This window comes from Cohnella rhizoplanae (assembly GCF_948329515.1).
GTDB lineage: Bacteria > Bacillota > Bacilli > Paenibacillales > Paenibacillaceae > Cohnella > Cohnella rhizoplanae.
This window is the reverse complement of the sequence record NZ_CAOJCN010000034.1, coordinates 18,939-43,716: the sequence shown is the minus strand read 5'-3', so window position 1 is coordinate 43,716 and position 24,778 is coordinate 18,939. Positions and strand designations below refer to the sequence as shown.

The 24,778-nt window shown below is 55.0% G+C and carries 32 protein-coding genes and 3 tRNA genes; 27 read left to right on the top strand and 8 right to left on the bottom strand.

Features of this window, described 5'->3' with window-relative positions; translation table 11 throughout:
- Positions 1 to 815: 815 nt before the first annotated feature.
- The gene (gene corA, locus PQG80_RS27205; RefSeq protein ID WP_271754952.1) at positions 816 to 1,757 is read right to left on the bottom strand and encodes a magnesium/cobalt transporter CorA; all 942 of its coding nucleotides are present in this window, start codon (positions 1,755 to 1,757) and stop codon (positions 816 to 818) included.
- Positions 1,758 to 1,908: 151 nt separating this feature from the next.
- Here corA and PQG80_RS27200 point away from each other — a divergent pair.
- From PQG80_RS27200 to PQG80_RS27190, 3 genes are all read left to right on the top strand, one after another.
- A tRNA-Glu gene (locus PQG80_RS27200) sits at positions 1,909 to 1,983 on the top strand.
- Positions 1,984 to 1,993: 10 nt separating this feature from the next.
- Positions 1,994 to 2,069, top strand: a tRNA-Lys gene (locus tag PQG80_RS27195).
- A gap of 79 nt (positions 2,070 to 2,148) precedes the next feature.
- A tRNA-Leu gene (locus tag PQG80_RS27190) sits at positions 2,149 to 2,234 on the top strand.
- 125 nt (positions 2,235 to 2,359) lie between these two features.
- On the opposite strand, the gene PQG80_RS27185 is transcribed toward PQG80_RS27190, so the two are convergent.
- The 3 genes from PQG80_RS27185 to PQG80_RS27175 form a co-directional block, all read right to left on the bottom strand.
- Positions 2,360 to 3,568, bottom strand: a complete 1,209-nt coding sequence (locus PQG80_RS27185; RefSeq protein ID WP_271754951.1) for a tyrosine-type recombinase/integrase — start codon at positions 3,566 to 3,568, stop codon at positions 2,360 to 2,362.
- Between the two features lie 100 nt (positions 3,569 to 3,668).
- Entirely contained in the window at positions 3,669 to 4,085 is a 417-nt protein-coding gene (locus PQG80_RS27180) for an ImmA/IrrE family metallo-endopeptidase (protein WP_271754950.1), read from the bottom strand.
- A gap of 15 nt (positions 4,086 to 4,100) precedes the next feature.
- Positions 4,101 to 4,511, bottom strand: coding sequence for a helix-turn-helix domain-containing protein (locus tag PQG80_RS27175; protein WP_271754949.1), 411 nt, complete (start codon positions 4,509 to 4,511; stop codon positions 4,101 to 4,103).
- A gap of 232 nt (positions 4,512 to 4,743) precedes the next feature.
- Between PQG80_RS27175 and PQG80_RS27170 the strand changes: the two genes are divergently transcribed.
- The 19 genes from PQG80_RS27170 (at position 4,744) to PQG80_RS27085 (ending at position 19,130) form a co-directional block, all read left to right on the top strand.
- Positions 4,744 to 4,974, top strand: a complete 231-nt coding sequence (locus PQG80_RS27170) for a helix-turn-helix domain-containing protein (protein ID WP_271754948.1) — start codon at positions 4,744 to 4,746, stop codon at positions 4,972 to 4,974.
- 23 nt (positions 4,975 to 4,997) lie between these two features.
- Positions 4,998 to 5,270 (top strand): helix-turn-helix domain-containing protein, encoded by a 273-nt coding sequence (locus PQG80_RS27165; protein WP_271754947.1) that lies wholly within the window; start codon positions 4,998 to 5,000, stop codon positions 5,268 to 5,270.
- Positions 5,267 to 5,467, top strand: a complete 201-nt coding sequence (locus PQG80_RS27160; protein WP_271754946.1) for a hypothetical protein — start codon at positions 5,267 to 5,269, stop codon at positions 5,465 to 5,467. Before PQG80_RS27165 ends, PQG80_RS27160 begins: the two co-directional genes overlap by 4 nt.
- Positions 5,468 to 5,485: 18 nt before the next feature.
- Positions 5,486 to 5,665, top strand: coding sequence for a hypothetical protein (locus tag PQG80_RS27155; protein ID WP_271754945.1), 180 nt, complete (start codon positions 5,486 to 5,488; stop codon positions 5,663 to 5,665).
- 508 nt (positions 5,666 to 6,173) lie between these two features.
- Positions 6,174 to 6,446, top strand: coding sequence for an AbrB/MazE/SpoVT family DNA-binding domain-containing protein (locus PQG80_RS27150; protein ID WP_271754944.1), 273 nt, complete (start codon positions 6,174 to 6,176; stop codon positions 6,444 to 6,446).
- Positions 6,430 to 6,639 carry a hypothetical protein gene (locus PQG80_RS27145; protein WP_271754943.1) on the top strand — a complete coding sequence of 70 codons (210 nt, stop codon included), beginning with the start codon at positions 6,430 to 6,432 and terminating at the stop codon, positions 6,637 to 6,639. Before PQG80_RS27150 ends, PQG80_RS27145 begins: the two co-directional genes overlap by 17 nt.
- A 324-nt stretch (positions 6,640 to 6,963) precedes the next feature.
- Positions 6,964 to 7,299 carry an amino acid kinase family protein gene (locus tag PQG80_RS27140; protein ID WP_271754942.1) on the top strand — a complete coding sequence of 112 codons (336 nt, stop codon included), beginning with the start codon at positions 6,964 to 6,966 and terminating at the stop codon, positions 7,297 to 7,299.
- Position 7,300: 1 nt separating this feature from the next.
- Complete coding sequence (locus PQG80_RS27135) at positions 7,301 to 8,326, top strand: hypothetical protein (RefSeq protein ID WP_271754941.1); 1,026 nt, start codon at positions 7,301 to 7,303, stop codon at positions 8,324 to 8,326.
- Positions 8,327 to 8,329: 3 nt separating this feature from the next.
- Positions 8,330 to 9,511: a metallophosphoesterase family protein gene (locus tag PQG80_RS27130; protein WP_271754940.1), complete on the top strand. Its 1,182-nt coding sequence runs from the start codon at positions 8,330 to 8,332 to the stop codon at positions 9,509 to 9,511.
- Complete coding sequence (locus tag PQG80_RS27125) at positions 9,508 to 9,693, top strand: hypothetical protein (RefSeq protein WP_271754939.1); 186 nt, start codon at positions 9,508 to 9,510, stop codon at positions 9,691 to 9,693. Before PQG80_RS27130 ends, PQG80_RS27125 begins: the two co-directional genes overlap by 4 nt.
- A gap of 8 nt (positions 9,694 to 9,701) precedes the next feature.
- Positions 9,702 to 12,236 (top strand): AAA family ATPase, encoded by a 2,535-nt coding sequence (locus tag PQG80_RS27120; RefSeq protein ID WP_271754938.1) that lies wholly within the window; start codon positions 9,702 to 9,704, stop codon positions 12,234 to 12,236.
- Positions 12,237 to 12,437: 201 nt separating this feature from the next.
- A complete protein-coding gene (locus PQG80_RS28935; protein ID WP_432432814.1) occupies positions 12,438 to 12,590 on the top strand; it encodes a DUF6906 family protein in 153 nt (50 codons plus the stop codon).
- 13 nt (positions 12,591 to 12,603) lie between these two features.
- A complete protein-coding gene (locus PQG80_RS27115; RefSeq protein ID WP_271754937.1) occupies positions 12,604 to 13,470 on the top strand; it encodes a helix-turn-helix domain-containing protein in 867 nt (288 codons plus the stop codon).
- Positions 13,457 to 13,804 carry a replicative helicase loader/inhibitor gene (locus PQG80_RS27110; protein WP_271754936.1) on the top strand — a complete coding sequence of 116 codons (348 nt, stop codon included), beginning with the start codon at positions 13,457 to 13,459 and terminating at the stop codon, positions 13,802 to 13,804. The genes PQG80_RS27115 and PQG80_RS27110 overlap by 14 nt, the downstream gene beginning before the upstream one ends.
- A complete protein-coding gene (dnaB, locus tag PQG80_RS27105) occupies positions 13,801 to 15,243 on the top strand; it encodes a replicative DNA helicase (RefSeq protein ID WP_271754935.1) in 1,443 nt (480 codons plus the stop codon). The genes PQG80_RS27110 and dnaB overlap by 4 nt, the downstream gene beginning before the upstream one ends.
- Positions 15,243 to 15,659, top strand: coding sequence for a RusA family crossover junction endodeoxyribonuclease (locus PQG80_RS27100; protein ID WP_271754953.1), 417 nt, complete (start codon positions 15,243 to 15,245; stop codon positions 15,657 to 15,659). Before dnaB ends, PQG80_RS27100 begins: the two co-directional genes overlap by 1 nt.
- Positions 15,660 to 15,662: 3 nt before the next feature.
- Complete coding sequence (locus PQG80_RS27095; RefSeq protein WP_271754934.1) at positions 15,663 to 16,748, top strand: hypothetical protein; 1,086 nt, start codon at positions 15,663 to 15,665, stop codon at positions 16,746 to 16,748.
- Between the two features lie 53 nt (positions 16,749 to 16,801).
- Positions 16,802 to 18,019 carry a hypothetical protein gene (locus tag PQG80_RS27090; protein ID WP_271754933.1) on the top strand — a complete coding sequence of 406 codons (1,218 nt, stop codon included), beginning with the start codon at positions 16,802 to 16,804 and terminating at the stop codon, positions 18,017 to 18,019.
- 133 nt (positions 18,020 to 18,152) lie between these two features.
- Complete coding sequence (locus PQG80_RS27085) at positions 18,153 to 19,130, top strand: phage Gp37/Gp68 family protein (RefSeq protein ID WP_271754932.1); 978 nt, start codon at positions 18,153 to 18,155, stop codon at positions 19,128 to 19,130.
- 31 nt (positions 19,131 to 19,161) lie between these two features.
- On the opposite strand, the gene PQG80_RS27080 is transcribed toward PQG80_RS27085, so the two are convergent.
- Together PQG80_RS27080 and PQG80_RS27075 are read right to left on the bottom strand one after the other, a co-directional pair.
- Positions 19,162 to 19,515 carry a hypothetical protein gene (locus tag PQG80_RS27080; protein ID WP_271754930.1) on the bottom strand — a complete coding sequence of 118 codons (354 nt, stop codon included), beginning with the start codon at positions 19,513 to 19,515 and terminating at the stop codon, positions 19,162 to 19,164.
- Positions 19,516 to 19,622: 107 nt separating this feature from the next.
- On the bottom strand, positions 19,623 to 19,796 hold the full coding sequence (locus tag PQG80_RS27075) for a hypothetical protein (RefSeq protein ID WP_271754929.1): 174 nt from the start codon (positions 19,794 to 19,796) through the stop codon (positions 19,623 to 19,625).
- 116 nt (positions 19,797 to 19,912) lie between these two features.
- Between PQG80_RS27075 and PQG80_RS27070 the strand changes: the two genes are divergently transcribed.
- Positions 19,913 to 20,332: a LexA family protein gene (locus tag PQG80_RS27070; protein WP_271754928.1), complete on the top strand. Its 420-nt coding sequence runs from the start codon at positions 19,913 to 19,915 to the stop codon at positions 20,330 to 20,332.
- 95 nt (positions 20,333 to 20,427) lie between these two features.
- Positions 20,428 to 20,910 carry an ArpU family phage packaging/lysis transcriptional regulator gene (locus tag PQG80_RS27065; RefSeq protein WP_271754927.1) on the top strand — a complete coding sequence of 161 codons (483 nt, stop codon included), beginning with the start codon at positions 20,428 to 20,430 and terminating at the stop codon, positions 20,908 to 20,910.
- A 56-nt stretch (positions 20,911 to 20,966) separates the two neighbouring features.
- On the opposite strand, the gene PQG80_RS27060 is transcribed toward PQG80_RS27065, so the two are convergent.
- Complete coding sequence (locus PQG80_RS27060) at positions 20,967 to 22,295, bottom strand: hypothetical protein (RefSeq protein ID WP_271754926.1); 1,329 nt, start codon at positions 22,293 to 22,295, stop codon at positions 20,967 to 20,969.
- A gap of 252 nt (positions 22,296 to 22,547) precedes the next feature.
- Positions 22,548 to 22,742, bottom strand: coding sequence for a hypothetical protein (locus PQG80_RS27055; protein ID WP_271754925.1), 195 nt, complete (start codon positions 22,740 to 22,742; stop codon positions 22,548 to 22,550).
- A gap of 73 nt (positions 22,743 to 22,815) precedes the next feature.
- On the opposite strand from PQG80_RS27055, the gene PQG80_RS27050 reads away from it, so the two are divergent.
- The 3 genes from PQG80_RS27050 (at position 22,816) to PQG80_RS27040 (ending at position 24,745) form a co-directional block, all read left to right on the top strand.
- Positions 22,816 to 23,049: a hypothetical protein gene (locus PQG80_RS27050; RefSeq protein ID WP_271754924.1), complete on the top strand. Its 234-nt coding sequence runs from the start codon at positions 22,816 to 22,818 to the stop codon at positions 23,047 to 23,049.
- Positions 23,050 to 23,100: 51 nt separating this feature from the next.
- Positions 23,101 to 24,396 (top strand): site-specific DNA-methyltransferase, encoded by a 1,296-nt coding sequence (locus tag PQG80_RS27045; RefSeq protein WP_271754923.1) that lies wholly within the window; start codon positions 23,101 to 23,103, stop codon positions 24,394 to 24,396.
- A gap of 133 nt (positions 24,397 to 24,529) precedes the next feature.
- On the top strand, positions 24,530 to 24,745 hold the full coding sequence (locus PQG80_RS27040) for a hypothetical protein (protein WP_271754922.1): 216 nt from the start codon (positions 24,530 to 24,532) through the stop codon (positions 24,743 to 24,745).
- Positions 24,746 to 24,778: the final 33 nt, after the last annotated feature.

Here is a 24,778-nt window from a genome sequence, read left to right as displayed (position 1 = left end):
GCGTAGGGCGGCGGGGCGGGGGGCAGTTGGACGGGACCCATGGATCGCCGCATGACGTCTCGGATAGAAACAAACACCTCATCTCGCGTATCGGACGGCCACCAGACGTCTCGGATAGAAACAAACACCTCGTCTTGCGTACCGGTTGGCCACCAGAAGTCTCGGATAGGAACAAACACCCAGGCCCGCGTATCGGATCGCTGTAAGAAGTCTCGGATAGGAACAACCACCTGTTTCCATATCTGAATTGTCCTTAGCTAACCTAGTGATCGTCGATTTGCCGCCCTGGGTAGGGAGCACGCCCCTGTCCAGGCCGCAGCATGCCTTCTTGCGGGCTGTGTGCCTCCCATGCCGTTGCGCGGCCAGTGCCCCAGCCAGCAGGGCGTAGACCATCGGCAAACCTTTTTGCCCGAGATAATACCCGTATGCGCTTAACTCCCGGCACCGGCAATTTCCGTTTGCCCGAGATAGCGCCCAAATGCGCTTAACTCCCTGCACGGGCAACCCCGTTTGCCCGAGATCGTGCCCAAATACACTTATCTCCCTGCCCGGGCAATCCCGTATGCCTGAGATAGTGCCCAAATGCGCTTAACTCCCGGCACCGGCAACCCCCGTTTGCCCGAGATAGTGCCCAAATGCACTTGTCTCCCTGCCCGGGCAACTCCGTTTGCCTGAGATAGTGCCCAAATACACTTATCTCCCAAGGCTTGGTTTGTCACTGCCGCTGCCGCTCCCGCTGTCGGTCCCGCTGCCGGCCCCCCTGCCGCCTCCTTTTCCCGGATACGCGGAGCATAGACCCAAGGCTGGCCGCGGCGTTAGAGCCACTTTTTCCGCCTGTAAAACCACCACAGTCCGCCGGCGATCGCCGCCATGACGACGAGCGCGGCGGGATAGCCGTATTTCCAGCGCAGCTCGGGCATATCGTCGAAGTTCATGCCGTACAGGCCGGCCACGAACGTCAAGGGAAGGAAGATGGAGCTGACGATCGTGAGCGTCTTCATGATCTCGTTCATCCGGTCCGACTTCATGTTAAGCTGCAGCTCGAGAAGTCCCGACAGCGACTCGCGGAATCCGTCGATGGAGTCGAGAACGCGGGAAACGTGATCGTAGATGTCGATGAAGTACACGTCCGCTTCCGCTCTGGTGTACGGGAACTGATGGTGGGTCAGCTGCGCGAGCGCTGCTTTTTCGTCGGCCATGATGCGCCTGACTGTATGCAGCTTCCGCTTGAGCCGGAAGACGTCTCCGGCGATCTTCACGTGCGGATTGCGGAAGACGGCCCGTTCGTGCTTGTCCAGCACGTTCTCCACCTTGTCCGTGAGGTCCGCGTAGTCGTCGACGCAGCGGTCGAGGAGGCGGTAGAGGATGACGCCGGAAAAAGACATGAAGCGCTCCGGCGCGGCTCTGAAGTCGCGCTCGGCCGCTTCGACCGAACCCGCGGACTGGGGTGCGACCGTGATGACGTAGTTGGGGCCAATGACGTGCTCCGTCTCGATGGTCGTCAGATCCTGACCGACCTCGAAGAAGGTGAGGAGCAGATGCTTGTCGTAGCGGTCCAGCTTCGGACGCTGGTTGAGCTTGACGCAGTCTTCGACGATGAGCGGGTGGCAGCAGAAGATGTCGCGAAGCACGCGCTCGATCTCCTCTTGGGGGGAGGCGATCAAGGAGACCCAGGCAATCTCGCCTTCGCCCGGCATACGGACGGACGTCTCTTCGAGGCATTGCGTCGATTCATTATATAGAAGCATTTGAGTCATATCGGGCCCTCCCTTTATGCTCCTAGAATACACCACAAAAAAACTTTTAAAAAATTGCGCGTAGGTACTTGCGATTACTCGAATCGTGTTATATAATCATTTTTGTCGTCTGAAAGAGATCGCGGCAAACAAGCGATTGCGGTGCTTATGCGGCCCGTTGGTCAAGCGGTTAAGACACCTCCCTTTCACGGAGGTAACGGGGGTTCGATTCCCCCACGGGTCACCAACTTCAGCACGAGCCATTAGCTCAGTTGGTAGAGCACCTGACTTTTAATCAGGGTGTCGAAGGTTCGAGTCCTTCATGGCTCACCACCTTCGGTCAGCAGCTTTGATGACAGCTTTAAGAAGTTCCCCGGCACTGCCGCTTGGAGAACGGTAACACTTTTAATATGCGGTCGTGGCGGAATGGCAGACGCACCAGCTTGAGGGGCTGGCGGTAGCAATACCGTGGAGGTTCGAGTCCTCTCGACCGCACCATAACTTAAATTACGAAATCCCTTGATACATAAGGGATTTTTTTATTTTACCGGAGCGGTGAGGGCCTGATTGTCGGGGAGTATTTGTTCCAGTTATGGGCCGTGGGAGCGGTGTGGGAGCGAACTTTATTTTCCGGCACCGGCCTTTGGATCGAACTGATTAAATTTATCGGCGGTCGCCCGACTTGCCTTCTTTGTGACGTGTGCATAAAGATCGGCTGTGGTCGAATACTGGGAGTGGCGAAGGCGTTCCTGGATAATCTTTAAATCCGTGTCGTTCTCCAGCAGTAACGTCGCAGTAGTGTGACGCAGATCATGCAGACGGATCGGTTTGAGCTCGTGCCGCGCGAGGAATTTCTTCCACCATTGGGATGGATTCGAAAAATACAACGGCTTTCCATAGCCGGCATGAAATACATATAGACGCCCATCCGTATATTTCCACTTATCTCGCACCTGCATGTAGTTCTTCTTCCACAGTCGTTCATACTTCTTAAGTTCATCCATGTACCACTTGGGCATATCCACAGTAGCAGCAGAGCTTTCCGTTTTAGGATCAGCGATGATTGCCTCCCCGCCCTCAGTTAGGGAGATACTCTCATCTATCCTTATCGTGCCGGCTTCGAAGTCCACGTCGTCCCATGTCAGCGCCACGAGCTCGCCTCGCCTGAAGCCACCGATCATCGCGCCAAGCATAAACAGCCTCCACATCACAGGCTCAGTGTACAGTGCCTTTATGGCTGCCTGCGCTTCTTCGCTTGTAAAGTAACTCATCGTTTTTTTCTCAAGCTTAGGTTTTTTCACTCCCTCCATAGGATTATCTTTAATCACTCGCCACTCTTGGGCTTGATTAAAGATGCTCTTGATGACCTTGTAGATAAATACGATCGTGCTGCTGGAGAGGGTATCGCTCCGACCATCTTTGCGCGCTCCTGGCTTGGACAACTCGTCGACAAAAGTAACAATGTGCATCGTCTTAATTTGGTCGATCCGCATGTGCCCAAAGTGTGGAATGATGTGCTTTTTAATATGGCCGTCGTAGTTCTTATACGTCCTCGCCGACAGTTCCTTTTTCGCGAACTTCTCGCGCCATTCATCTACGAAGGCTGCGAAGGTCATCTTCTCGGGAGATACGTAGCTACCAGATTCGACCTCCATCTTGAATTTGACCAATTCTTCCTGCAGGTACTCCCGTAGCTTCTTTGGCGCTTTTAGAAGTGCGGTATCCTCGACAACAACGCGACGCCGCTCCATGATCTTGGAACCATCCGCGCGGTAGCCGGCGACTACATTCAGTCTCCAGGTGTTCTCGCTGCGCTTTTCAACGTAAGCCATTCCCATACTCCTTCCATAGTTAGAACATATGTTCTATTGCTGTATATGATGAACCGCCTCGCGGCGGGAAAGCGCGAGTTTGCATTTCGAGTTTGCCGAATCAGAATAGATCGTGAAGTTCCTCAGGAATCCCAAAGCTCGTCAGGAATTCAAAGTATGTCTGTCCGATCCTTGGTGTCGATTCATGTGTGAGCAGCCTGATTGCAAATTGGTTGGCCTGCCGCTCGATTCGATCTACGGACAGGAGGGTGTTACGTCGCAGGAACGGTGTATTGATCTTTGGATGCAGCACGTAATGGCCGAGCTCATGAGCTATGGTGAATCTGGCCAGGAGCTCCGGAAGCTTGTTACTGATATGAATGATGGGGATCCGATTCGCATAAGTGAAGTATCCCCATATGTTGTTTCCGAGCGCCTCGTAGAGTACAAGGATGTTTTTCTGAGCTGCGATCTTTAGAGGGTCGCTGGTTCCGGTTGACTTCGTCAGTCGGCGTACCTCGTCGCGTATAAAGCCCATCCTGCTGCCTCCGAGTCATCGGTATTTTTTCGGTGTGTATTTTTTCTTGGCCATTTGGCGGGATAGACGGAGTGTATTCTCCAGGGAGATCCGCAGGAGTTCCTTTTCTTCGTCGTCCAACGGTTCCCCATGAAACGAGAGCGCTGTATCGCTCTCCAACTCATCCATCATGGCCTCGAGCTTTTTAGCGATGTCACGTTCTTCCTTGTCGTTCAAAGGGGCTTCATTTGACTCTTCACCAAGGAGGACATGAACACCAACTTGCAGCACTTTGGCAATAGAGGTCAAAGTTTCGACGCTTGGATTATACCGATCACCTTCAAGATCGGCTAAATAAGAACGGGATAAATTAGACTTCTCGGCGAGCTCGACTTGAGTCAACTTCCTGAGCTTACGGTACTGCTTAACGTTTTTCCCGATAGTCATGCGCGTTTATCCCTTCGAATGTCGGAATTGCCGACGTATTGATTTGAGTATAAGACGGCTAGGTCGGTAACACAAGTTCTTTAATGTCGGAAATACAAGTATAAATGAGTAAAATGACGTAAATACAAGATAAAATGCCTATCTTGCTCTAAATTGCTCGAAAATCGGGCTATTTGCGGTTTTACATTAATGTCGTGAATACTGTACATTTTAGCTACAGGAGGTGATCAACTTGGCTATCGATAAAAAGGCGCTTGGAACGGTTATCCGGGAAAAACGAAAAAGTCTTAACAAGCGACAGAATGAAGTTTCCACCAAAACGGGCCTTTCAAGAAATTATATTTCCGACATCGAAAATGGTCGTTACGCACCTAGCCTCGATGCGTTATCCAAACTGGGCACATGCCTTGATCTGGATTTAAATCTAATCAAAATGCCGGAAATACAAGTTGTTGAATCATGAACGCCTCGGCGGCTTTCTCCGCGATGTACGAGCAACTGGTCGCCGAGGTGACGGAGCGAGTCACGAAAGACCTCGAAGCCAAGTTCGTGCAGTCCTATCAGGACCGGACCTTGAGTAGCAAAGAGGCGGCTGATTACCTCGGTATCTCTCCGCAGACGCTCTATACACTCTGCCGACAGAAACAGATACGGCACATTCCCGCCGGCTCGCTCACTTCTAAGAAGCCGGTGTTCCTTTTCCGGCAATCGGTATTGGAAGCGTGGATGCGGCAGCGGGAGGAGGAAAGCGTTCGATGAGCGCGGCCAATTACATCGCGAAAGCGATCGAGCATCTTCGGGAGGCACGACATGAACTGCGAACGATACGCAGCGATCAGCATGTACCGGTCGCTGTGCAGATTGCGCAACTGGAGGAGATCTTTGACGCAGTGACCGAGCCGGATCCAGCGGCAACACCAATTGAATGCGGAGACTGCCGAATCATCGGCGATTGAGGGGAGGTGAACAGGAACATGGGCAAGTCGCCATTGACCGGCATACCGATTCGTGAGGATGCCGAGTATATCGTGCTCGCCGAAAACGGCGCGGTCGCAAAGTATAGCCGCGAGAAATTTTATCTCGTAGCCGAGCCGGAACAGCCACCTCAATTGATTTACGGCCTGCATGCGATCGCCGTGCCCTTCGGCCAATGAGCATCTGGTTGGCAATCATCGTAACGGCGATCCTTACAGCGCCGCTAGGCTTTCTAATCGGTGCGCGGCTACCACGAACCGAGGTAGTTGAACTGGAGGATGAAATAGCGATTCTTAGGTTGGAGAACTCTGTCCTGCAAAAGCAAGTCGGAGAAATTTTTAGGAAGAGGTGATCGTCTTGGGAGCACGGCGATATGAAGACACGCAAGAGACGTTCGAAGAGATCTGCAGGCGAGATCTTATAGAGGACGGCAAACTGGTCCTTACAGACAGCGGCTACGAACTGACTGAGCTTGGAAAGCAAGCAGTGCTGAAGGAGTTGCGTCAAAGGTATGAGTTTAGGCCTGCGATGCTCACCATGATCGAAATCTACATCCTTAAACGGCATGAATGCCCAGTCTGGTAAAAAACAAAAAAGCCGCCCGGCATGGCGACTGAATCGCGAAACACAAATTCGATTGCTCCTATGATACCGCAGATGGCGGGGGGAGCACAAGGAGAAACGGAAATGTTGAAATCTACTGGCATTGTACGCAAGATTGACGAGCTTGGCCGCGTGGTTATCCCTATGGAACTGCGCCGAACGCTTGGCATTGGCGAAAAGGATTCCCTCGAAATCTTTACCGACGGCCCGCGAGTCGTCCTACAGAAATATTCCCCCGGCTGCATCATCACTGGCAGCCAAGACGACCTCATCCAATTCCAAGGCAAGCTTTTCAGCCGCGATGCAATTCGCGAGCTGGTGAAAGCAGCAGATAGCGCCCATGGCGTACATTCCTAATCCCGACAAGCCTTCCTCAGTTTCTACAATCCGCCGAGCACTCGACGAGTTAGCCGCATGCCGGTCGGGCGGGGGCTTCAATCTGGCCAAACTCGACAGGTGGATGCAGACGTATCCGGAGCAACTGGAGGAAGCGGCGGAGGAGATCGACGCCGTACTGGACGAGCATTATCCGCCTGACTCACCCGCCTGAAGAGCTGCCGGAGGGGAACCGGCCGAAACCGCCGCGTCGTGATGACGCCGCGTTCGCGGGAACCCGCCATAGAGGTCGAGCTGCAGATCGGCCCTTTATATAAAACCATTCTTATTCGGAGGCGAACGCTTTGGGTGATGCTGCTGAAGCAATTTTGAAAGGTCTGTACAGTCAGCATTGCGGCGATCTGATCGACGGCGACGAGCCGGGTCATCCGCGCACTTGCGGAGGCTGCCAGGAAAAGAAATAAGGCCCGCGGTATCGGGCCAATCAAAGGATGCCCTCATGATACCACGCGATTGTGAGGGCGACAAGGAGGCACTCATGGATAAGCAAGGGATTATTACGAGATTGTTGGCGCTGCCGGCGGAGATTGCGCGGGCGGAGATCATTGTCATCGAATCCAGCCAGGCGGTTTTGGAAGCCAAGTCCGCCCTGCAGGAACGCGAAGCCGAACTGCTGACGAGCTCGGCTAACCCGATTGATGGCAAGAACGAGGCAATCCGCTCCGCGCAGCTTCGCTCCTTCACCACTGAGCAGCGCGAATGGCTGACGGACCGGGAATATGATCAGGTCCGCGCGCGCGCAACGCTGTCGGCTCTCCATACGGAGATGTCCGCGCTGCGCTCCATCGCGGATCTGCTGAAGGAGGCGAATTAAATTGTCCGAGGGGAATCTTACGGTTCTGACTCAGTCCTCCGGCGGCAACGCCGGGGGCGGGGCGATCGTTGATCTGGAGTTCGGCAGCGCGACGGATCTCAGAAAGAAGCTGGATGGGATGAAGCAGAAGTTGAACCTGACGAAGGAATTCTTCCGAGAGGTCATGCAGGAAGGCGTTGACTACGGCATTATTCCGGGGACCGACAAGCCAGCACTGTTCAAAGCCGGAGCTGAAGGGTTATGCGAGTTTTACAATCTCGCTCCTACAATCCCCCCTGGAGGTAAGGTCGAGGACAAAAATCATGAAACGGGTTACTATTCCGTCGATATTACGATTCGGTTAATTCATCGAATGTCTGGATCAATCATCGCCGAGGGCGTCGGTCATGCCAATACGTACGAAAGTCGGTACCGGTGGAGGTGGGTGTCAGAGCGTGATCTTCCGAAGGGTATCGATCCTCGCGGTCTCGTTAGCAAGGAGCGTGATGGCAAGTACGGAAAATTCGTACAGTATCGGATCGAGAACGACGACATGCATTCGATCTGGAACACGGTGCTGAAGATGGCCAAGAAGCGTGCGCTGGTTGATGCGGTTCTGTCAGCTACTCGATCAAGCGGCATTTTTGCTCAGACGCAGGAAGAACTCGATGCGTACTTAAGCGGTCATGATCCGGATGGGGATCCCGAAGGAAACCCGGTGCCGCCTCCCCCGCGTCAGAACCGACAGCAGGGCGCCGGCAATAGGAACCAAGGTTCCACAGGCAGTAGGGCAGCCAGCGGGCAGGGGGCAACAAGTGATAAGAACCGGGCGCTGGAATTGTCGAAGCAAATGAACGGCGGCAACATGGATTGGAATTGGCTCGCTGAGCGCGCTTCAGAGGCGCTTGGCCGGCAGATTCAAAAGGTCGTGCAGGAAGTTCAGGCTAATGAGTGGCGGACCGTCGTTCAGTATTTGGAGCAATATGGGACTGGTCCGGAGGATGACACTGATTTCAATTTTGAAGACCTTCCGGAAGACTTGAGGTGACCCATGAAAATCGCACATGTAGCTGATCCGCATTGGGGCTTTGGGTACGCCGGACCGACGCCGGCTGCGCGCTTCGAGGACATCACTCGAAACATGGATTGGGTGGCCAGCCGGATTATCGATGAGGGTTGCGAGCTGGTCTTGTTCGCCGGCGACGCCTTTAAGGATGCCCGCGTTTTCATTGATCGGGCGACGGCGGAGATTCAGGCATTCGTAGCCTGGCTCCGCCGGCTCTCCGGCGCCGGCATTGAAGTGATCGTCATCAGCGGTACGCCGTCGCATGATGCGATCAGCGCCTATCATCTGATTCGAGAGATGCAGATCCCGGGCGTGCAAGTCTTCACGGAGCCGGGGATCGCGTCGCTGCCGACAGATGGGGACGTCATCGTCGCTTGTATTCCCGGCATGAATCGCTCGTCGTTCGCGGTGCGAGATGATTTTGTCGGACTGCCGCCGCACGAATTCCATCAGCGAATGACGGACGAGATTACGGAAACATGTCGGGAGTTGCGCGGGCAAGTCGGCGGGCAACCGGTCATCCTTAATTCGCACTTATCCTACGAGCTGGCTGACTTGGGATTCGAGGACGCGCTGATGCAAAACGAACCTATTCTGACGGACGAGGCGGCCCGCATGTTCGATCTCGTCTGCTTGGGGCATATCCACCGCGCGCAACACGCCGGCAGCAACGTCTTTTACAGCGGCGCTCCGGAGCGGCATAGCTTCGGAGACGAGGACACCGTGCCCGGGTTTTGGATTCACGACACGGAGACATTCACGACAAGGTTTGCGAACTCGGAGTTCATTTCGACATTACGACCTCGCCGCTTCCGGACAATTGACTGGTGCGACATGGATATCGAGGCATGGCTGGACGGCCAGGTAGACGACTTTTCTCAAGTCCGCGACGCGATCGTTCGCGTACGGTACGCCTGCAGCGAGGATCTTCAGAAACGGTTCGATCGGCGTTCTCTGGAAAAGGCACTTTACGACGCCGGCGCATACTTCGTCGCCGAGATCCGTGCGGAGATCGAGCGGACGGAGCGGATCCGGGATGCCGAGGTGACCGAGGCGCTCAGCCCGCTGACAGCGCTCGCCGCCTGGGGCAACAATCAAGGCTATGGGGATGCCGAGATCAGCGAACTGCAGGTAATGACGACGGAATTATTGGAGGTATCGCTATGAGCGAGTTAATTCGTTGCGCTTACTGCCGTGCTGAACGCCCGGCAAATGAAATGAAGGCTGGTAAGATCAGTTTCCGGGATCGTCACCTGGTGACTCGAAAAGCTTTTGTCAACAACAAAACGAACTACTATTGCGCCGATAAGCCTTGCCACGGGCACGATCAGATGGCGCATGAAGGGTAGGGGCCGCTTTGATTCCTCTTCGTATTGAGCTTAAGAACTTCCGCGCCGTCGAATACGCCGACATTGATCTGTCGGCGGTTTCTCTTGCGGCGATCGCCGGCCGGAATGGCGCAGGCAAGTCTTCCTCCTTCACATTGGCGCCGCGCTTTGCTCTCTTCGGCGACGTTATCTCCGGCGTCGGCCTGGATGATCTGGTTCGGAAAGGCGCGCACGAGATGGCCGTAGTGTTCGAGTTCGAGCATCAGGGCGACCGGTACCGGACCATCCGGACGCGATCGACCAAAGGCAAGGGCAAGTCCACGCTCGAACTGCAACTGCATGTCGGTGACCAATGGGAGAGCCGGTCCGCGGAAAAGATCGTCGACACCGAGGCTGTCATCCGCAGCCTTCTGAATCTCGATGACGAGACGTTTACGGCCAGCTCTATGATCCTGCAGGGCCAGGCCAACGCCTTCACGGGCGCCACGGCCGGCAGGCGAAAGGAGATCCTGTCGCAGATTCTTGGGCTCAACGTTTATGAACAACTGCAGGAGCGCGCCAGGGTGAAGGCCGGCATTCTTCATCTGGAGATCGAGAAGGGCAAGGACAAGCTTCTCGCGCTGGATGAACGGCTAAGTGGCCGGGAATCGAAGCAAGCCGAGTTGCTCGCCGCCGAGGACCAGCATGATGTGATCTACGGCTTGATCGCATGGGATGAACAACAGATCCGGGATACGGAGACGACGTTGGCCGACCTGAAAGCGAAGGCTGAGCGTGCAGGGCAGCTCGTCAAGGATATGGTCTTAATCGAGAATGAGGTCGTTAGTCTGCAGGCAGAGCGTGCTGAACAAGTCGCCCGCCGGGAACGGTCCGAGAAGATACTCGCCAACGAAGCAGCCATCGCGGCCAAGTCGGAGGAGCTCGAGCAGCTTCGCCAGCAGATCACGACGCTAAAGGCCCGCGAGCCTGAAGCCGAGCGGCTGCGGCGGGATCTGGTAGGCACGGTCGAGAAGCTGCGGCGTTTGGATGAGTCTCTTACCTCGCTGCATTCGAGGATTGCTTCTCTTGATCGGCAGTTGGCAGATAGGGAGACGCTCCGAAAGCAAGCCGACGAGCATGCGGAAGAGTCTGAGCGGCTGCTCGCCTATGAGGCGAAGGCGGAAGAGTGGAACCTGCTGGCGGCGGAAGTCGTCGATCTGCAGGCGCGGCATGATCGGGAAGTATCGCGTTTGCTGATGGAGGAGCGCATTCTTGACGAAAAGATCGCCGCACTTGAGAAGCAGGAGGCCCATATCCACGATAGCGGTTGTCTGCCGACGTGCAAGTTCCAGCTGGCGGCGGCCGCGGCGGTTGCCGAGCTTCCGGAGCTGAGGCGGCGGCGGGCGGAATTGGATCGCGAAGAAGTCGCCCGGTTGGTGCAAGCCCTCGCAGATAAGCAACTCGCTCAGCAGGGACTCGGCTACGACGTCGCGGAGCATCGCGCGTGCAAGGCTCGAGCGGACGCCTCGCGAGCGGCAGCCACAGCGTACGCGCAGTTGGCTGGGAAGGAGGAGTTACTGCAGCAGCTCCGGCATCAGCACGCGGATATGGCTACCCGCGAGTCTGAACTCATCTCTCGCAGGAATGATTTAGAGCATGAGATTGTCGTTGTTGCAGATGTTCTCGCTCCGTTGCCTAATCTCATCGCCAAATCTATCGAACTGCAGCGTTGGGCACAGCTCCGTGACCAACTTGCGGCCGCCCGCGAGACGGCCGCAACGGCGGGAGAGCGGCTGCTTGCAATTCACAAGGAGATCGACGCGAAGCAAACACGCCAGGAGGCGCTCTCCTTGGAGCGAGAAGGACTCCTGCTGGAGACGCTGGAGCACGACACTAAGCAGGACGAGTTGGCCAGGCAGCAAGGGATACTCCGCGAGCACCGCAGCCATCTCGCCGCTCTCGTCGAACGCATTGGAGGTATCAAGGCGACGCTCGCCGCCCTCGAGGCTGACCAGCAGGAGCGCGACCGGCTGTCCGACGAGCTGGCGCCGATATCGCAGCGCTGGGCGCGGTACCAGACGCTGATCAAAGCGTACGGCCGCGACGGTATCCCTGCGCTGATCATTGAGAACGCAGTGCCGCAACTTGAGCGGATCGCGAACGAGATCCTCGGCCAGATGTCGAAGGGCAAGCACTATATTCGCTTTGAGACACAGCGCGAGCTGAAGACGCGCGCAGGCTTATCCGAGACGCTCGACATCCTGATCGGCGATTGGTCGGCGGAGCGACCGTACGAGACGTTCTCAGGCGGCGAGCAGCTCCGCATCGATTACGCGATTCGCTTTGCCCTGGCCGAGCTGCTTGCGCAGCGCGCCGGCAGCAAGGTCGAGTGGCTGACGATCGACGAGGGGCTCGGCAGTCAAGACGCTGAGCACCGCGCGCTCGTCCTAGACGCAATCAAGTCGGTCGCCGGTCGTTTCCGGAAAGTGCTCGTCATCACCCACATCGAAGATGCTCAGGCGGCCTTCGATCAGGTCATTCGTTTTGATAACTCCGACGGCGCGGTGTCCGTACTTGTCGGTTGAACCGCAGTACGACGAATACGGTGTGCCACTCACGCGATCCGGCGTGGGCGAGCGCATCTGGGCCTTGTACCATTCGGATCCGACCGCATTCAAGCGCGAGGTCTCCGCCTACTTTGCGCGAGGATACCCAGGGTGGGTTGTGGTCAAGGCTAATTACAAACAGCGCGTTATTTGGATTCAGGACAACAGGGGGCGAAGCGTATGAAGCACGGGAAGCGCCCGACGCGGCGCCAAAAGTTAATGATCCAGGCAACAGGGCTGAATCCCGAGAACTGGCTCGTCGTGAAAGACACGAAACCTACGATGACAATAGTTCATCGTGTATCAGATAACACCAGGGTCATAACAGCTTAGGGGATGAGCATCGATGGCCGCAGACAGCTATCCATTCCCGATGTACTCCGGACTGCTGGAGCCAGGACACTACAAAAACATAGGCAGCGCGATCTGGCTTTTCCTGTGGTGCGTCAGCGCGACGACAGCGGAGAAGGAGAAGGATGGAATCGTCTGGGGCATCGTCCTCGGGAACAAGCCGATCCGCTCGAGTGATCTGGAGCCGATCTTTGGGGTCACGGAGCGAACAATCCGATCATGGATTCGATCGCTCGAAGAGCACGGATATATTCGGGTCACAAGGGCACCGAAGGGGCTTATATTAACGGTCAAAAACTCCAAAAAGTGGAGTCGCTGGATGGCAGAACGGCCGGAAGTGCAGTCCGAGAGACCGGAAGGAAACTTCCGATCACTCGATAGTGATCGGAAAAATACTTCCGATCACTCGGACGAGAGACCGGAAGAAAACTTCCGATCCAATAAAGATATTATAAAAGATCTTGCTGTTGATATTGATACGGCATTTTCCGAGATCATGAACGCCTATTGCAGCATACACCAGAAATTGGACATACAGGTCAGGCCGCTGGACGTGAAGCTGATGTACAAGATGATCGCCATGGGGGTGCCATTCCCCCTAATCATTCGGGTCATGCAGCAAATACACGCTGGAAAGATGGCGAAGGGTGAACGCATTTCAAGCTTCGCGTTTTACGAGGGAGCCATCTTGGACGCCTGGAAGACGGAACAAGCCATAACCGAAGGGGTGCCAATCCCCGAGGGGGTGCCACTCCCCCCGGTCGCCATTGGTGAGCCGTTGCCTCGTAAGTCCAAGCAGCAGCGTGAGCTTGAGGAGCTGCAGCGCATGAGAGAGGAGGCCGAGCGCGTTGAATCGCTCTGAGGTTATACGCATCATGGAGGTCATCAAGCGGACTTATCCGAGCTTCGACGTCAGCGCCGCCAGCATCGATCACTATGCCAAACGGCTGCTGGACTTCCCGTTTGACGCTGCGCTCGAGAATGTGGAGCGCCATGTTCTGACCGAGCGCTTCCCGCCGGTGCTTGCCGACATCCGCGGCCGGCTCGGAGATCAACTGGACAGTCAGCGGAGCAAGACAGAGGCGGCCGCCTATGAAGCCCAGCTTGAGGCATGGCGATCTGGATCGCTCGCGAGCCCGCCGCCGCCCGGCTACTGGGACGAAGTAAAGGCAAAGATTCGGGGGCGGAGCGGTTGAGCAGCATTGACGAGTTTCTCGGCATCGAGACGCCGGCAGACGTCGAGGCAGAGTGGGCAGTACTGGGTGCAGTCCTCGCCTTCCCCGCCGAGGCGGCTGAGACATATCAGACTGTCCAAGGCATTCTGCAGGGCGGAGAGTTTTTTGACAAGGCTAATGCCCGCGTATACAGGGCTATGTGCCTGCTAGCAGGGGAAGAGCAGCCAATCGATCTTGTCTCAGTGACCACCCGACTCAAGGAGACGGAAGAACTGGAAGCGATCGGCGGGGTAACGTTCCTCGCCAAGCTGACGAAGTCAGTACCAACCAACGCGAACGTCGATTTCTACGCCACTCGGGTGCACGAAATGTTCCTGCGGCGCCAGGCGATCGAGACGGCGATGGAATTGCTGCGGCAGGCGGCGCGCGCCAACGATGTAACCGGGTTCGTTGCTAACGCCGAGGCTGCCGTGTCCAAGCTGTCCGATCAAGCGACGCCTGCGAAAGAGTTCCAGCGGATCCGCGACGTCGTCCTGCAGGTTTGGGAGGATGCCGAGGACCGGTATAATTCCCGCGAACTGAACCGAGGCATCAGCGGGATGGAATCTGGCTATCCGGATCTGGACCGCATGACGGCAGGCTTCCAGCGGGGCGATCTTATCATCGTCGCGGCCCGGCCATCGGTGGGGAAGACGGCGTTCGCCCTGAATGTCGCACAAAACGTGGCCGTGAAGGTGAAGGAGACAGTCGGGGTATTCAGTCTCGAGATGTCTGCCGCGCAGCTCGTGCAGCGGATGATATGCGCGGAGGCTCAGATCGACGCGAGCCGCATGCGTACCGGATACTTCGAGGGTGATGATTGGGAGAAGATGAGCGGTGCTGTCGGCGTACTGGCGGACGCGAATATCTTCCTAGACGACACCCCAGGCATCACGGTTAACGAGATCCGCGCCAAGTGCCGCCGGCTGAAGAAGGAGAAAGGGCTCGGCTTAATCCTGATTGATTACCTGCAGCTCATTCAGGGCCGCGGCGGTCGCGGGGTCAACCGACAGGAAGAGGTGGCGCAGATTTCGCGGACATTGAAGCAACTCGCCCGTGAACTCGATGTACCGGTCATTGCACTGTCGCAGCTGTCGCGCGGCGTCGAGCAGCGGCAGGACAAGCGGCCGATGATGTCGGACCTGCGCGAGTCCGGCGCGATCGAACAGGACGCTGACATCGTCGCATTCCTGTACCGGGACGACTACTACGACAAGCAATCCGAAAAGAAGAATATCATCGAGATCATTATCGGCAAGCAGCGGAACGGCCCAACCGGAACAGTCGAGCTCGTCTTCCTGAAGGAATTTAACAAGTTCGTCACGCTGGATCGCTCGCACCATGAGGAGACGGATCCAGAACCGCCAAAGTCGGGCGCCAGGATCCCGGACATGTATCGGCAAGGGAGGCGTGGCGCGTGATCATCCAATTCATCGTCCTGGGAGAGCCTGTCGCTCAGGGACGGCCCCGGGCTTCTACGGCGACCGGGTTTGTCAAATTTTACGATCCAGCCAAGAGCAAGGATTACAAGGATTACGTTCGGCTAGCTGCCGCAGAACATGCGCCGCCGAAACTGCTCGAAGGACCTTTAGCCATCATGCTGATCGCCTATCGATCGATTCCTAAAAGTTTTAGCAAGAAGAAGGCGGCTGCAGCTGAAGCCGGTGAGCTATATCCGGTTTCGAAGCCGGATGCGGACAACTATCTGAAAGGCGTAAAGGATGCGCTTAAGGGCGTGATGTGGGTCGACGACAGCCAGGTTGTTGACGCCTACGTCCGGAAGCGTTACTCCGCTAAGCCTCGGATCGAAGTCAAAATCAAAGAACTGGGAGTGTGACATATGGGATACGCAGAATTTAAAGCAAGCTTGAAGAAGATCAACTTGAAGCCAAAGGGCGTTAAGGAAATCGTGCTCGAGGTGTCCGACGGCGCCTTGGCCGGGAAGATTGACCTGCTCTCCGAGCTGATCGACAGTCGGGTGGCCATCCAGATCGATTCGGAGGTCGTTCGCTACAACGTGCAGATCAACGCGCGGACGGAGCGACCGATCAAGTCTTATCGGGTTGACGACAAAGGCGTCGTATCGGAGGTAAAGCCGGAGGGCGAGCAGGTCGAATTGGAGTTGGGGCTGCCGAAGGAGAAGCAGCAAATCGTAGAAGTTCCGGAAGAGATCGACCTGCAAATCGTCGACGAATTCATCATGGAACTGCTCGCGCCGCAGTTCGACGACCTGCCATATCCGTTTTACGCATGGGTCACGCGCATGGTAGAGGACGGGGAGACCTACAGCAAATTCGCTCGGGAGTGCGATCTGACTGCAGCCAAGGTCGCCGAGCTGGTTGACGACTATCGTTCCCGCGTCGCACCGCTCGCCAAGGCTTGGGACGAATGGCGCCAGGGGAACGGCGGAGCCAGTGCGGAGGATCCGCGGGAGGAACAGGATCCGGACAGCGACGGCGAGCCGGCGGAGGAAGGAACGGCTGACAGCGGAGATGCTGACGGAACATCCGAAGGAGACTCGAACGGATCCGACATCGAAATGGAAGACGGAGACGGCGAATCTGAACAGCATACTGGTTTGAACGGAGGAGAAGCCGAATCGGGCAAGGCAACGGAAGACGAGCTCAGCGACTGGGAACGGGAGGTCATGACCGGCAACGATCCCAAGGCAAATCCATCCGCGGAGCCCGCGGCAGCCATACAGCCGGCCGCATCGGAAGAGGATATCGAATCCTACATCCTGAAGGCCAAACCGACGTATCCCGACATTCAGTACGATTTTCCGTCGTTGTTGGCGAGGAGGAAGTCCGGCGAAACATGGCTGGAGATCGCTCGCTCCCTGGGCAAGTCCTCAGGTACGCTGTCGGCCGCATGGTCCAAGTACAAAAAGCGCGTCGCTGAAGAGCGCGGCCACGGCGCCGCTTAATCCATCGCCCGTCGCTCCAAAAGGGCGGCGGGTTTCCGGAAGGGGAAGGAAACATGCGGGAATACACTTTAACGCCGGAGGAAAAGGAAGCAGAGATCCGACGCCTTGAAGCGATGGGGCCGCGGCGCGCCAAGCCCTGGGAACTGAAGATTGACCGGGAGCAGTACCTGTCCGAGCGCGCCGCTGGCAAATCGGTTGAGGATATGACCCTGAAGCACTTTAACAATGAGCGTGCAAAGCTGACCAAGCAGTTAAAGGCTTGGGGCATGAGCTCGGAAAGCGATGAAGCCGCGGAGGTGGAGGCATTAGCACAAGGCGTGAAAACGGAATTGAAGGTCACGAAGCAGGAGTACCTGCAGCGCCGACTGGCTGGTGAAGGCCGGGCTAATATTATTCGGACTTGGGGCGTTTCCCCCAATAAGGCATACAAGCAATTAGAGGATTGGGGTATTCGTGAGATGGACGCGGAGGAGCGTGAGCTCGAACTACTTTCCCCGCCTAAACCTGCTATTGAAGTCGATCGCCGAACTTCGGAGATGCTGGAGCAGAAAGAAGAGCTGCGCGCGGAGCCTCTCTCGGAGTGCGCTGAGATTTCAGGTCGAATCGAACAGCGCGCGGCAGACCGGGAGCAAGAGCTGGCGAATCTGCAGGCGGCCGTCGTTATGTGGAAGCATTCTGCGGAACAGAAGGATTTGAAGATTCAAGCGTTCGAAAGAGAATTGCAGGATGCGCGGGCAATTTCTGCAGCACTTGAGGAGCAATTAGCGACCCAACGCCTGGCTTACGAAGGGCAGTATGAGCTCGACAAGACGCGGGTGACCAACCTCGAAGAAGATCGGAACCGATTGAAAGACGGATTTGAAAACGTGGTGAACGAGCTTAACCAGGTACGAGCACAGATCGGTGAGCTTGAGACGGAGCGCGCCGTCCTGCTGCAGACGATAGAGGCTGCCGCCTCTACCGAATCTTCATCCGGATATGCTCGCATCCTTATTCCTATCGTCGCCTCGAACGAGCCGATCCGGCAGCGAACGCTTGTATACCGGAACATGGACAGCTTCGTGGCAGCCGTTGAGGAGCAAGCAATAAATCGCGAGCTCGCAGCGCAGGAGCTTTTCAAGCTCGTTCAGGCATACGTGAGTTTCGTGGCCGCAGAACTCGGTGAGCTGCTTCCTGGTCAGTCCGTCGAGAATTATGTTCAGAGCTTCATTGCTCATCATAACCACCGTCACATCGCCGCTGTCTCCATTCCAGGACAGGCCGCCGGATGAACGAAATCACGACTACAACGTTATCGCCTGCGGAGCTCGAACGTCTGCGGGCGGTCCCCTCGAAGCCCCCGACCAACTCGGTCGGGCTGCCGCAGAAGAAGCCCATCATCATACCACAAAGGCGGAGGACGCCATGAGCGATAAAAGCGAATGGACGGAAGCGACGTGGAATCCGCTTCGCGGCTGCAGCAAGGTGAGCGACGGCTGCCGCAACTGCTATGCCGAGACTGTCGCTAATCGTTATTCCGGACCCGGAATGCCGTATGAAGGCACTATCACCGATGGCCGTTGGAATGGAATTATCCGTCTCGTGCCGGATGCTTTGATTAAGCCGGTGCGCTGGCGGCGCCCGCGGCGCATTTTTGTTAACAGCATGAGCGACCTGTTTCATCCGGAAGTGCCGCAAGCATACATCGATAAGGTTTTCGCAGTCATAGCGTTGGCGCCGCAGCATACTTTTCAGATTCTGACCAAGCGGCCGGAGCGAATGCTGCATTACCTGCAGGGCTTGGAGAAGCGCGGCGCCCACCAGCTGTTAGCCGACGCAGCTGAAGCTGTTACAGGCGATGAGGATGCTGGGATATTCGTCGCCAATCGAATCAGCGCGGGGGCATCCAGCAAGCCAGGCTGGCCACTGAAGAACGTCTGGCTCGGCGTCAGCGTCGAGAACCAGAAGGCGGCGGACGTACGTATGCCGTTGCTACTGGAAACGCCGGCTGCGGTCCGCTGGCTGAGCTGCGAGCCGTTGTTGGGAGAAGTGGACCTCTTCAAAGCAGGCGGTTTGCAAGGCGGCGCAGTGGGAGAAACCGAATTTGACGCGCATGGCTTGGTAGATTGGGTCGTCGTCGGCGGCGAGAGCGGCCACAAGGCGCGCCCGATGATTCCGGATTGGGCGCGAAGCCTGCGAGATCAATGCCAGGCAGCAGGGGTTCCGTTCCTGTTCAAACAATGGGGAGAGTGGCGCCAGACGCACGACTTGTGCGCGGGGCAGCCGGGCTACATCGGGAAGCAGTGGTTTACCTGGGATCCTGACACTTCCATGTGTCGGGTAGGCAGGGCGGCAGCGGGCCGCGAGCTGGACGGCCGGATTTGGGATGAGTATCCGGATTAAAGAAAAAGCCGCCTTATCGGCGGTGTATGACTTAACCCTTTTCAGCAAAGCGTCCATAGAATCGACCATTCAAATCAACACGTTCAAGGACTCCATGATCAAAGTAGAGATAAATTGCAACGTAGTTCCGAAAGTCATACCAATTTCCAGAAAAATAGGTGTATTTCTGATAGGCACCAAAATCACGTTCTGATAGCTTTTTGGGCTTTCCACCCATTATATCTACTACTTCTTCATAGGTCATGCCTTTTTCTAAGGAATTGTATTGAGCTTCATTAATGAAGGGATGGTGATTGTATCTAGAATATTTGTCCGCCCATTGAATGCCAACCGCAAGCAATCCGCCGACTGCCAAAAGACACAAGATAAAAACTATAGCTCTCAAATTGGACCGACCTCTCAATGTTTCGAATGCGGGATTTTCGTAATTAAATTCCAATAGTTGCAAATATGTAAATTATAATACAACACGAATTAGCAAGGAATAGGGATTTACGGAGCAGTTGTCGTCAGTAGGTCCAGCGTTTCCCGAAATGCCATGACTTCACGTTCGATCACGTAACCCGGAATCTCGCGGACGCGCAGCCAGAATTCAAAGCGCCGTACCAAGTCGCCGGCCATATATCCATTGATCTCGCTGCAAAATTGATAGGCTAGTTCGCTCATAAGATGCACCTCATGGCAAGTATAAACCGGAACGTTTGTTCGGGATAGGAGTTTGAACAATATGTGAATAAGTTGAAGACCTACCCACATTTCATCCACAGGAGCGAGGGGTTTACATGAAGAAGGTACTTACCAAAAAAGAGGCAGAGGCGCTGGAGACAATCAAATCATTCATCGGCCGTAACGGATACTCGCCAACGATCCGGGAGCTGGCTTCCGTTCTGAAGTACAGCTCGAGCTCAACGGTGCATGCGCTGACCGATCGATTGAAGGAAAAGGGATACCTGAGCAAAACGGAGGCGGGGCCGCGGACGATGCGTGTTTTGGAGGACCTGCAGCCTCCGGTACCGGCAGGCTTTCATGCGATCGGATCCAGCGCTGTCTTTTTTAATCCGGAGACGTTAGAGCTCGTTCTGACCGGCACGCCGCGGGAGGACGATGACACGCATTCCTGCGACGCGCTGGGCTGCTCATCGGTATCGCATGTCATCTTCCGGGGACATATGGCCTCTTTCACGTACAGCGCTGTAAAATAAAAATATCCCCCGCACCTTGGCCGGCCCGCGGGGGAATTTTAAAAGAAATGTCATGCTCACACCCGAAAGTATAGCACATCATGGAGGTGTGGGGCATGGCACAGATTCAGTTTCCCTTTGAAATCGATAGAGAAGCGACTCGGACAGCTGTAGAGGAGCGTCTGGAGTCGGCCCGCATATACAAGCAGGTCGGATTCGTTCGGCGGGAAATGAAAACGACGTCGGCTTGGGAGCCGCGGTTTCACGGCGCGACCAATGTGGTAGGAAAGCCGGCAGAGGAAATCGCCGTTCAGAACGTCGACGCCGAGGAGCGCATGCTTCAGCAGTACGAGCAGGTCGAGCGTGCTGTCGGCCGGCTGGGAAGAATGGAGCGTCGCGTCATCGAGCTGCGGTACCTGGAGGACGACGAGGTCTTCGATTACAACGTTGTTGCCGAGCTTCACTTGAGCGAGCGGAAGTATTATCGAATCAAGAGCAGCGCAATATACAAGTTAGCATTCGCATTGCGGCTGGAGGTCTACATTGACCCAGACAGCAATCAGACAAATCCATCCAAATATGGCTTGAGAGCAAGATAGGGACGTTAAAATGAGCAGCAGCCAGGCTACTGCTCATTTTAACGAAATCTGAAGTACTACTTTTTAGCCACTTGTTGAACAGTCTCCAGAGCAGTTTTAATTACATCTAACGAACCTTTAGACGGTTCCTCTCCTGATGGTACCAAGTCCTCTTTCCCAAAAAATTTATCAACCATGGTACGTTTAATCTCCAATATTTCTTTAACCTCAAAGCCAACGAGATATGGTCCAATTGCTTTAAGCTCCAACTCCATTTTCCTATTTGCTCGTTCTGCTTGGCCATGTAAACTTGCTTGTCTTGCAGCAAACGCGACAAGTGTGCCAACGGAGAGCGCACCAAATATTTTTGCGCCTAGCGTAACGAGATTGATCTTAGTTGTGTATGATTCAAAGGCAATGAAAACGGCAAAGCCGATTAATAGAAGCATTGAGCCCACTGTAATTCCTCGCCAAAATCGTTTTGCCTTTCTCTCGTCTTGAGCCACGGCTCGGTAACCACTGGCTAATCCAGTATCAGTAATGGCACCGACGAGTTCTTCAACTTGTGATTTATGACTTTTTATTATATTTAATATCCCTTCTGACTCTGATCTAAAGCTTTGTTGAAGTCTTACGTTATCTTCAGAAAAGTTTTGCGAAATTTCGTCGTTTCGGTTTGTTAAGGAATCGATGATCTCTGTATAGGTTTGTAGACGACGATCTCGTTCATCGTCAAATTCATTTTTCCAATCTTCCATTTCCTTAGTGAACTTTTTTTTCCAATCCTCCATTTCATCATTAAATGCTTCCCTGCGTTTCTCTTCCGCTTGTGAAAACTGTTGTTGAAATGTATTAATTTGTTGCTGAAACTGGCCTACAATTGTATCAATTCGTTGTTTCTCAGAGTTTATTTGTGCTGTCATTTCCTTGATTGTTTGACTTAACTTATTATTTTCAGATACCAACTCCTTAAACTGCTCGTCCGAATTTCTAGCATGCTGTGCTACGGATCGTCTGAAACTACTAATGCTTTCACGAAAATTCTCAACTTCTTCTGGTGACCTGGGAGCTAGAACAAACGGAATTTGATTCAAAAAATTATCAATATAATTGTTAGCGTCATTTAAGTAGGAGATTTGTCGATTACTATGGAAGTTTGACAAGTAATTATTAGCATTCTGTATATGGCTAAGCGCATTATTTAATGAATTTACTGGAATTAGCGCTTGATCGTAGTTTCTTAAAGTGAAATCAATTTGATGGTAGACATGTTGTATCCTTTCGGCACCTTCCCTCGCATTTGCATCTAGATTATCGATATGTAATATACTGTCAATCTGCGCGATACCGGCGTTTAATAATATAAAGATTTGATGATTCTCAACACGTTCTATGTAACTAATCAATTTAATCCCTACCCTTTTATTTTTTATGTATCTGAAACCTTTCTCTCAAATCCAGTTGGCTGTTCTTCTAGGACAACATTCTGAAATGACATTCGAAATGCACTTTGAATAACTACTAAAGAACAGGCAGAAAAAGGGCAGACTTTTGACAGTTAAAAGGCAGAGCGTTTGCAAGTGATCATGATATATTTATAGCGTGCCAGGTGAGGACACCAGCCCCCATCCATCGCCGCTCCTCCGGGGGCGGCTTTGTTACTTCCGGATTTTGAAGACGTGCAGATCCTTGAGGTACAGGCCGCCGTTGATGTATACAGCCTCTTCGGCAATTTCGCTGATCGTACCGCTGTGGAGATACTGGCCGACCTTGTACACCTCAACCTCCTGCTGGTTATGCCGGGCAGCTGCTAGCTTCCCAGGTGTATCGAGTATGAAGCCGCGCATGAACATACCAATCCCTCCCATGTCTAATATAGCAGAACTTTGGAAGATGCTGTATAGTTGTGCTGGAGGAGGTGGGCAGATGCTTGAAGAATTATTTTTGAGCGATAGCAGGACAAAAAAGTTAAACGATATTTATCAGAGGCATCTTCACGGAAGTGCGACAGTGAGGGTAGATCTTGCTCAAATAGGCGGAGAGAATATCCTCGATTTCTGGTACCTTATCGACAAAGATTATCTTAAGTTGTTGGAATTAAACATATCCGAAATAAAAGTACGCTTGTCAGCTAAGGGAATTGAATATTTGCAGAGATGAGCACCTTCGGGTGCTTTTTATTTTGAAAACCGACTCAATGAGGTGAAGGGCATGAAGATCCAGCGCATTCCTATCGAGCAGATCAACCCGGCCGCCTACAACCCACGCGTCGATCTGCAGCCAGGCGATCCGGAGTACGAGCAGCTGCGTCGAAGCATTGAGACGTTCGGGTATGTGGAGCCGATCGTCTGGAACCAACGGACCGGCAATCTGGTCGGCGGGCATCAGCGGTTCAAGATTCTTAAGGCCCGCGGCGATCCTGCCGTCGACGCTTCCGTCGTTGACCTGGACGACAAGCAGGAGCGGCTGCTGAATCTCGCGCTGAACAAGGTCGAAGGCCGCTGGGACGACGAGGCGCTCGCCCGGCTGCTGGCCGAGCTGCAGGCGGACGGCGCGGATATGGACCTGACCGGCTTCGGGGCGGAAGAGATCGCCGAGCTGATCAGCGGGCTTCCCTCGGACACGTCGGTGGACGACACGGTAACGGAGGACGACTTCGACGTCGGCAAGGCGCTCGAGGGAATCGTCGAGCCGGACACCTGCCGCGGCGACGTGTGGCAGCTCGGGCGGCATCGCCTGGTATGCGGTGACGCGACTGATCCTGCGGACGTGGCCAGGCTCATGGATGGTGCGCGCGCTGCTCTGGTCGTGACGGATCCGCCGTATAACGTAGCCGTTGAGAGCGATTCGGAACGGCTGGCCGCCGACGGCCGCAGCAGCATCATAAACGACGACATGCCCGCGGAGGAATTCGCGGGCTTTTTGCATGCGGTGTTTCAGCGGTACGCCAGCATCATGAATCCCGCCGCCGCGATCTACGTCTTCCATTCCTCGTCCTATCAGCGCGAGTTCGAGGATGCGATGGAGGCCGCTGGCATCGCTGTCCGCAGCCAGTGCATCTGGGTGAAGAACAATCCCTCGTTCGGCTGGTCGCAGTACCGGTGGCAGCACGAGCCGATCTTCTATGCGCACCTCCGGAACCGTGCGCCTGCCTGGTACGGCGACCGCCGGCAGTCTACAGTGTGGCGGGCTGGCCTGCCCGGAGAGGAGCCGGCGCCAACTACGGTGTGGGAGATATCGCGCGGCGACGTGAGCAAGTACGTCCACCCGACGCAGAAGCCGCTGGAGCTGCTTGCCATTCCGATACGGAACAGCAGCGTGGCCGGCGATGTGGTCGCGGACTTTTTCGGCGGATCCGGCAGCGCGCTAATGACATGTGAGCAGATGGGGCGGGAGTGCAGGACACTGGAACTTGATCCGATCTTCTGCGACGTCATCCGGCGACGCTTCCAGGAGGCGACTGGCATCGAGCCGGTACTTGTTTCTCGCATCGACACGGCAGTATAAAAAGAGAGGGCGCGTGAACGCCCCCTCCGGTAACCGGGTTCCCCCGGCTGAGATGGCGGCCCGCCGCGCGCGGCATTTTGCAGACATCCGCCATCTCGTTCTCAATTCTATATGAGAGCCGAGGGGAACGACAATGGGAACAGAAGGCAACGAGGATTTGCTGCAGGAGCACGAGACGGCTGTCCTGTTGAGCATCGCGGAAACGAAGGAGCAGTATCGGCAGATCATCAAGGCGGCCGTCGCCCGCTGGGTGAAGGACTTCCGGGACGGACATATCGAGATCAAGACTGTCGACGATCTGCGGAAGCTGATAGAGATGGACATAGAGCTGCAAAAGGACGAGCTGTAACGACTCTCTTTTTGTTGGGGGTGGTGATCGTGT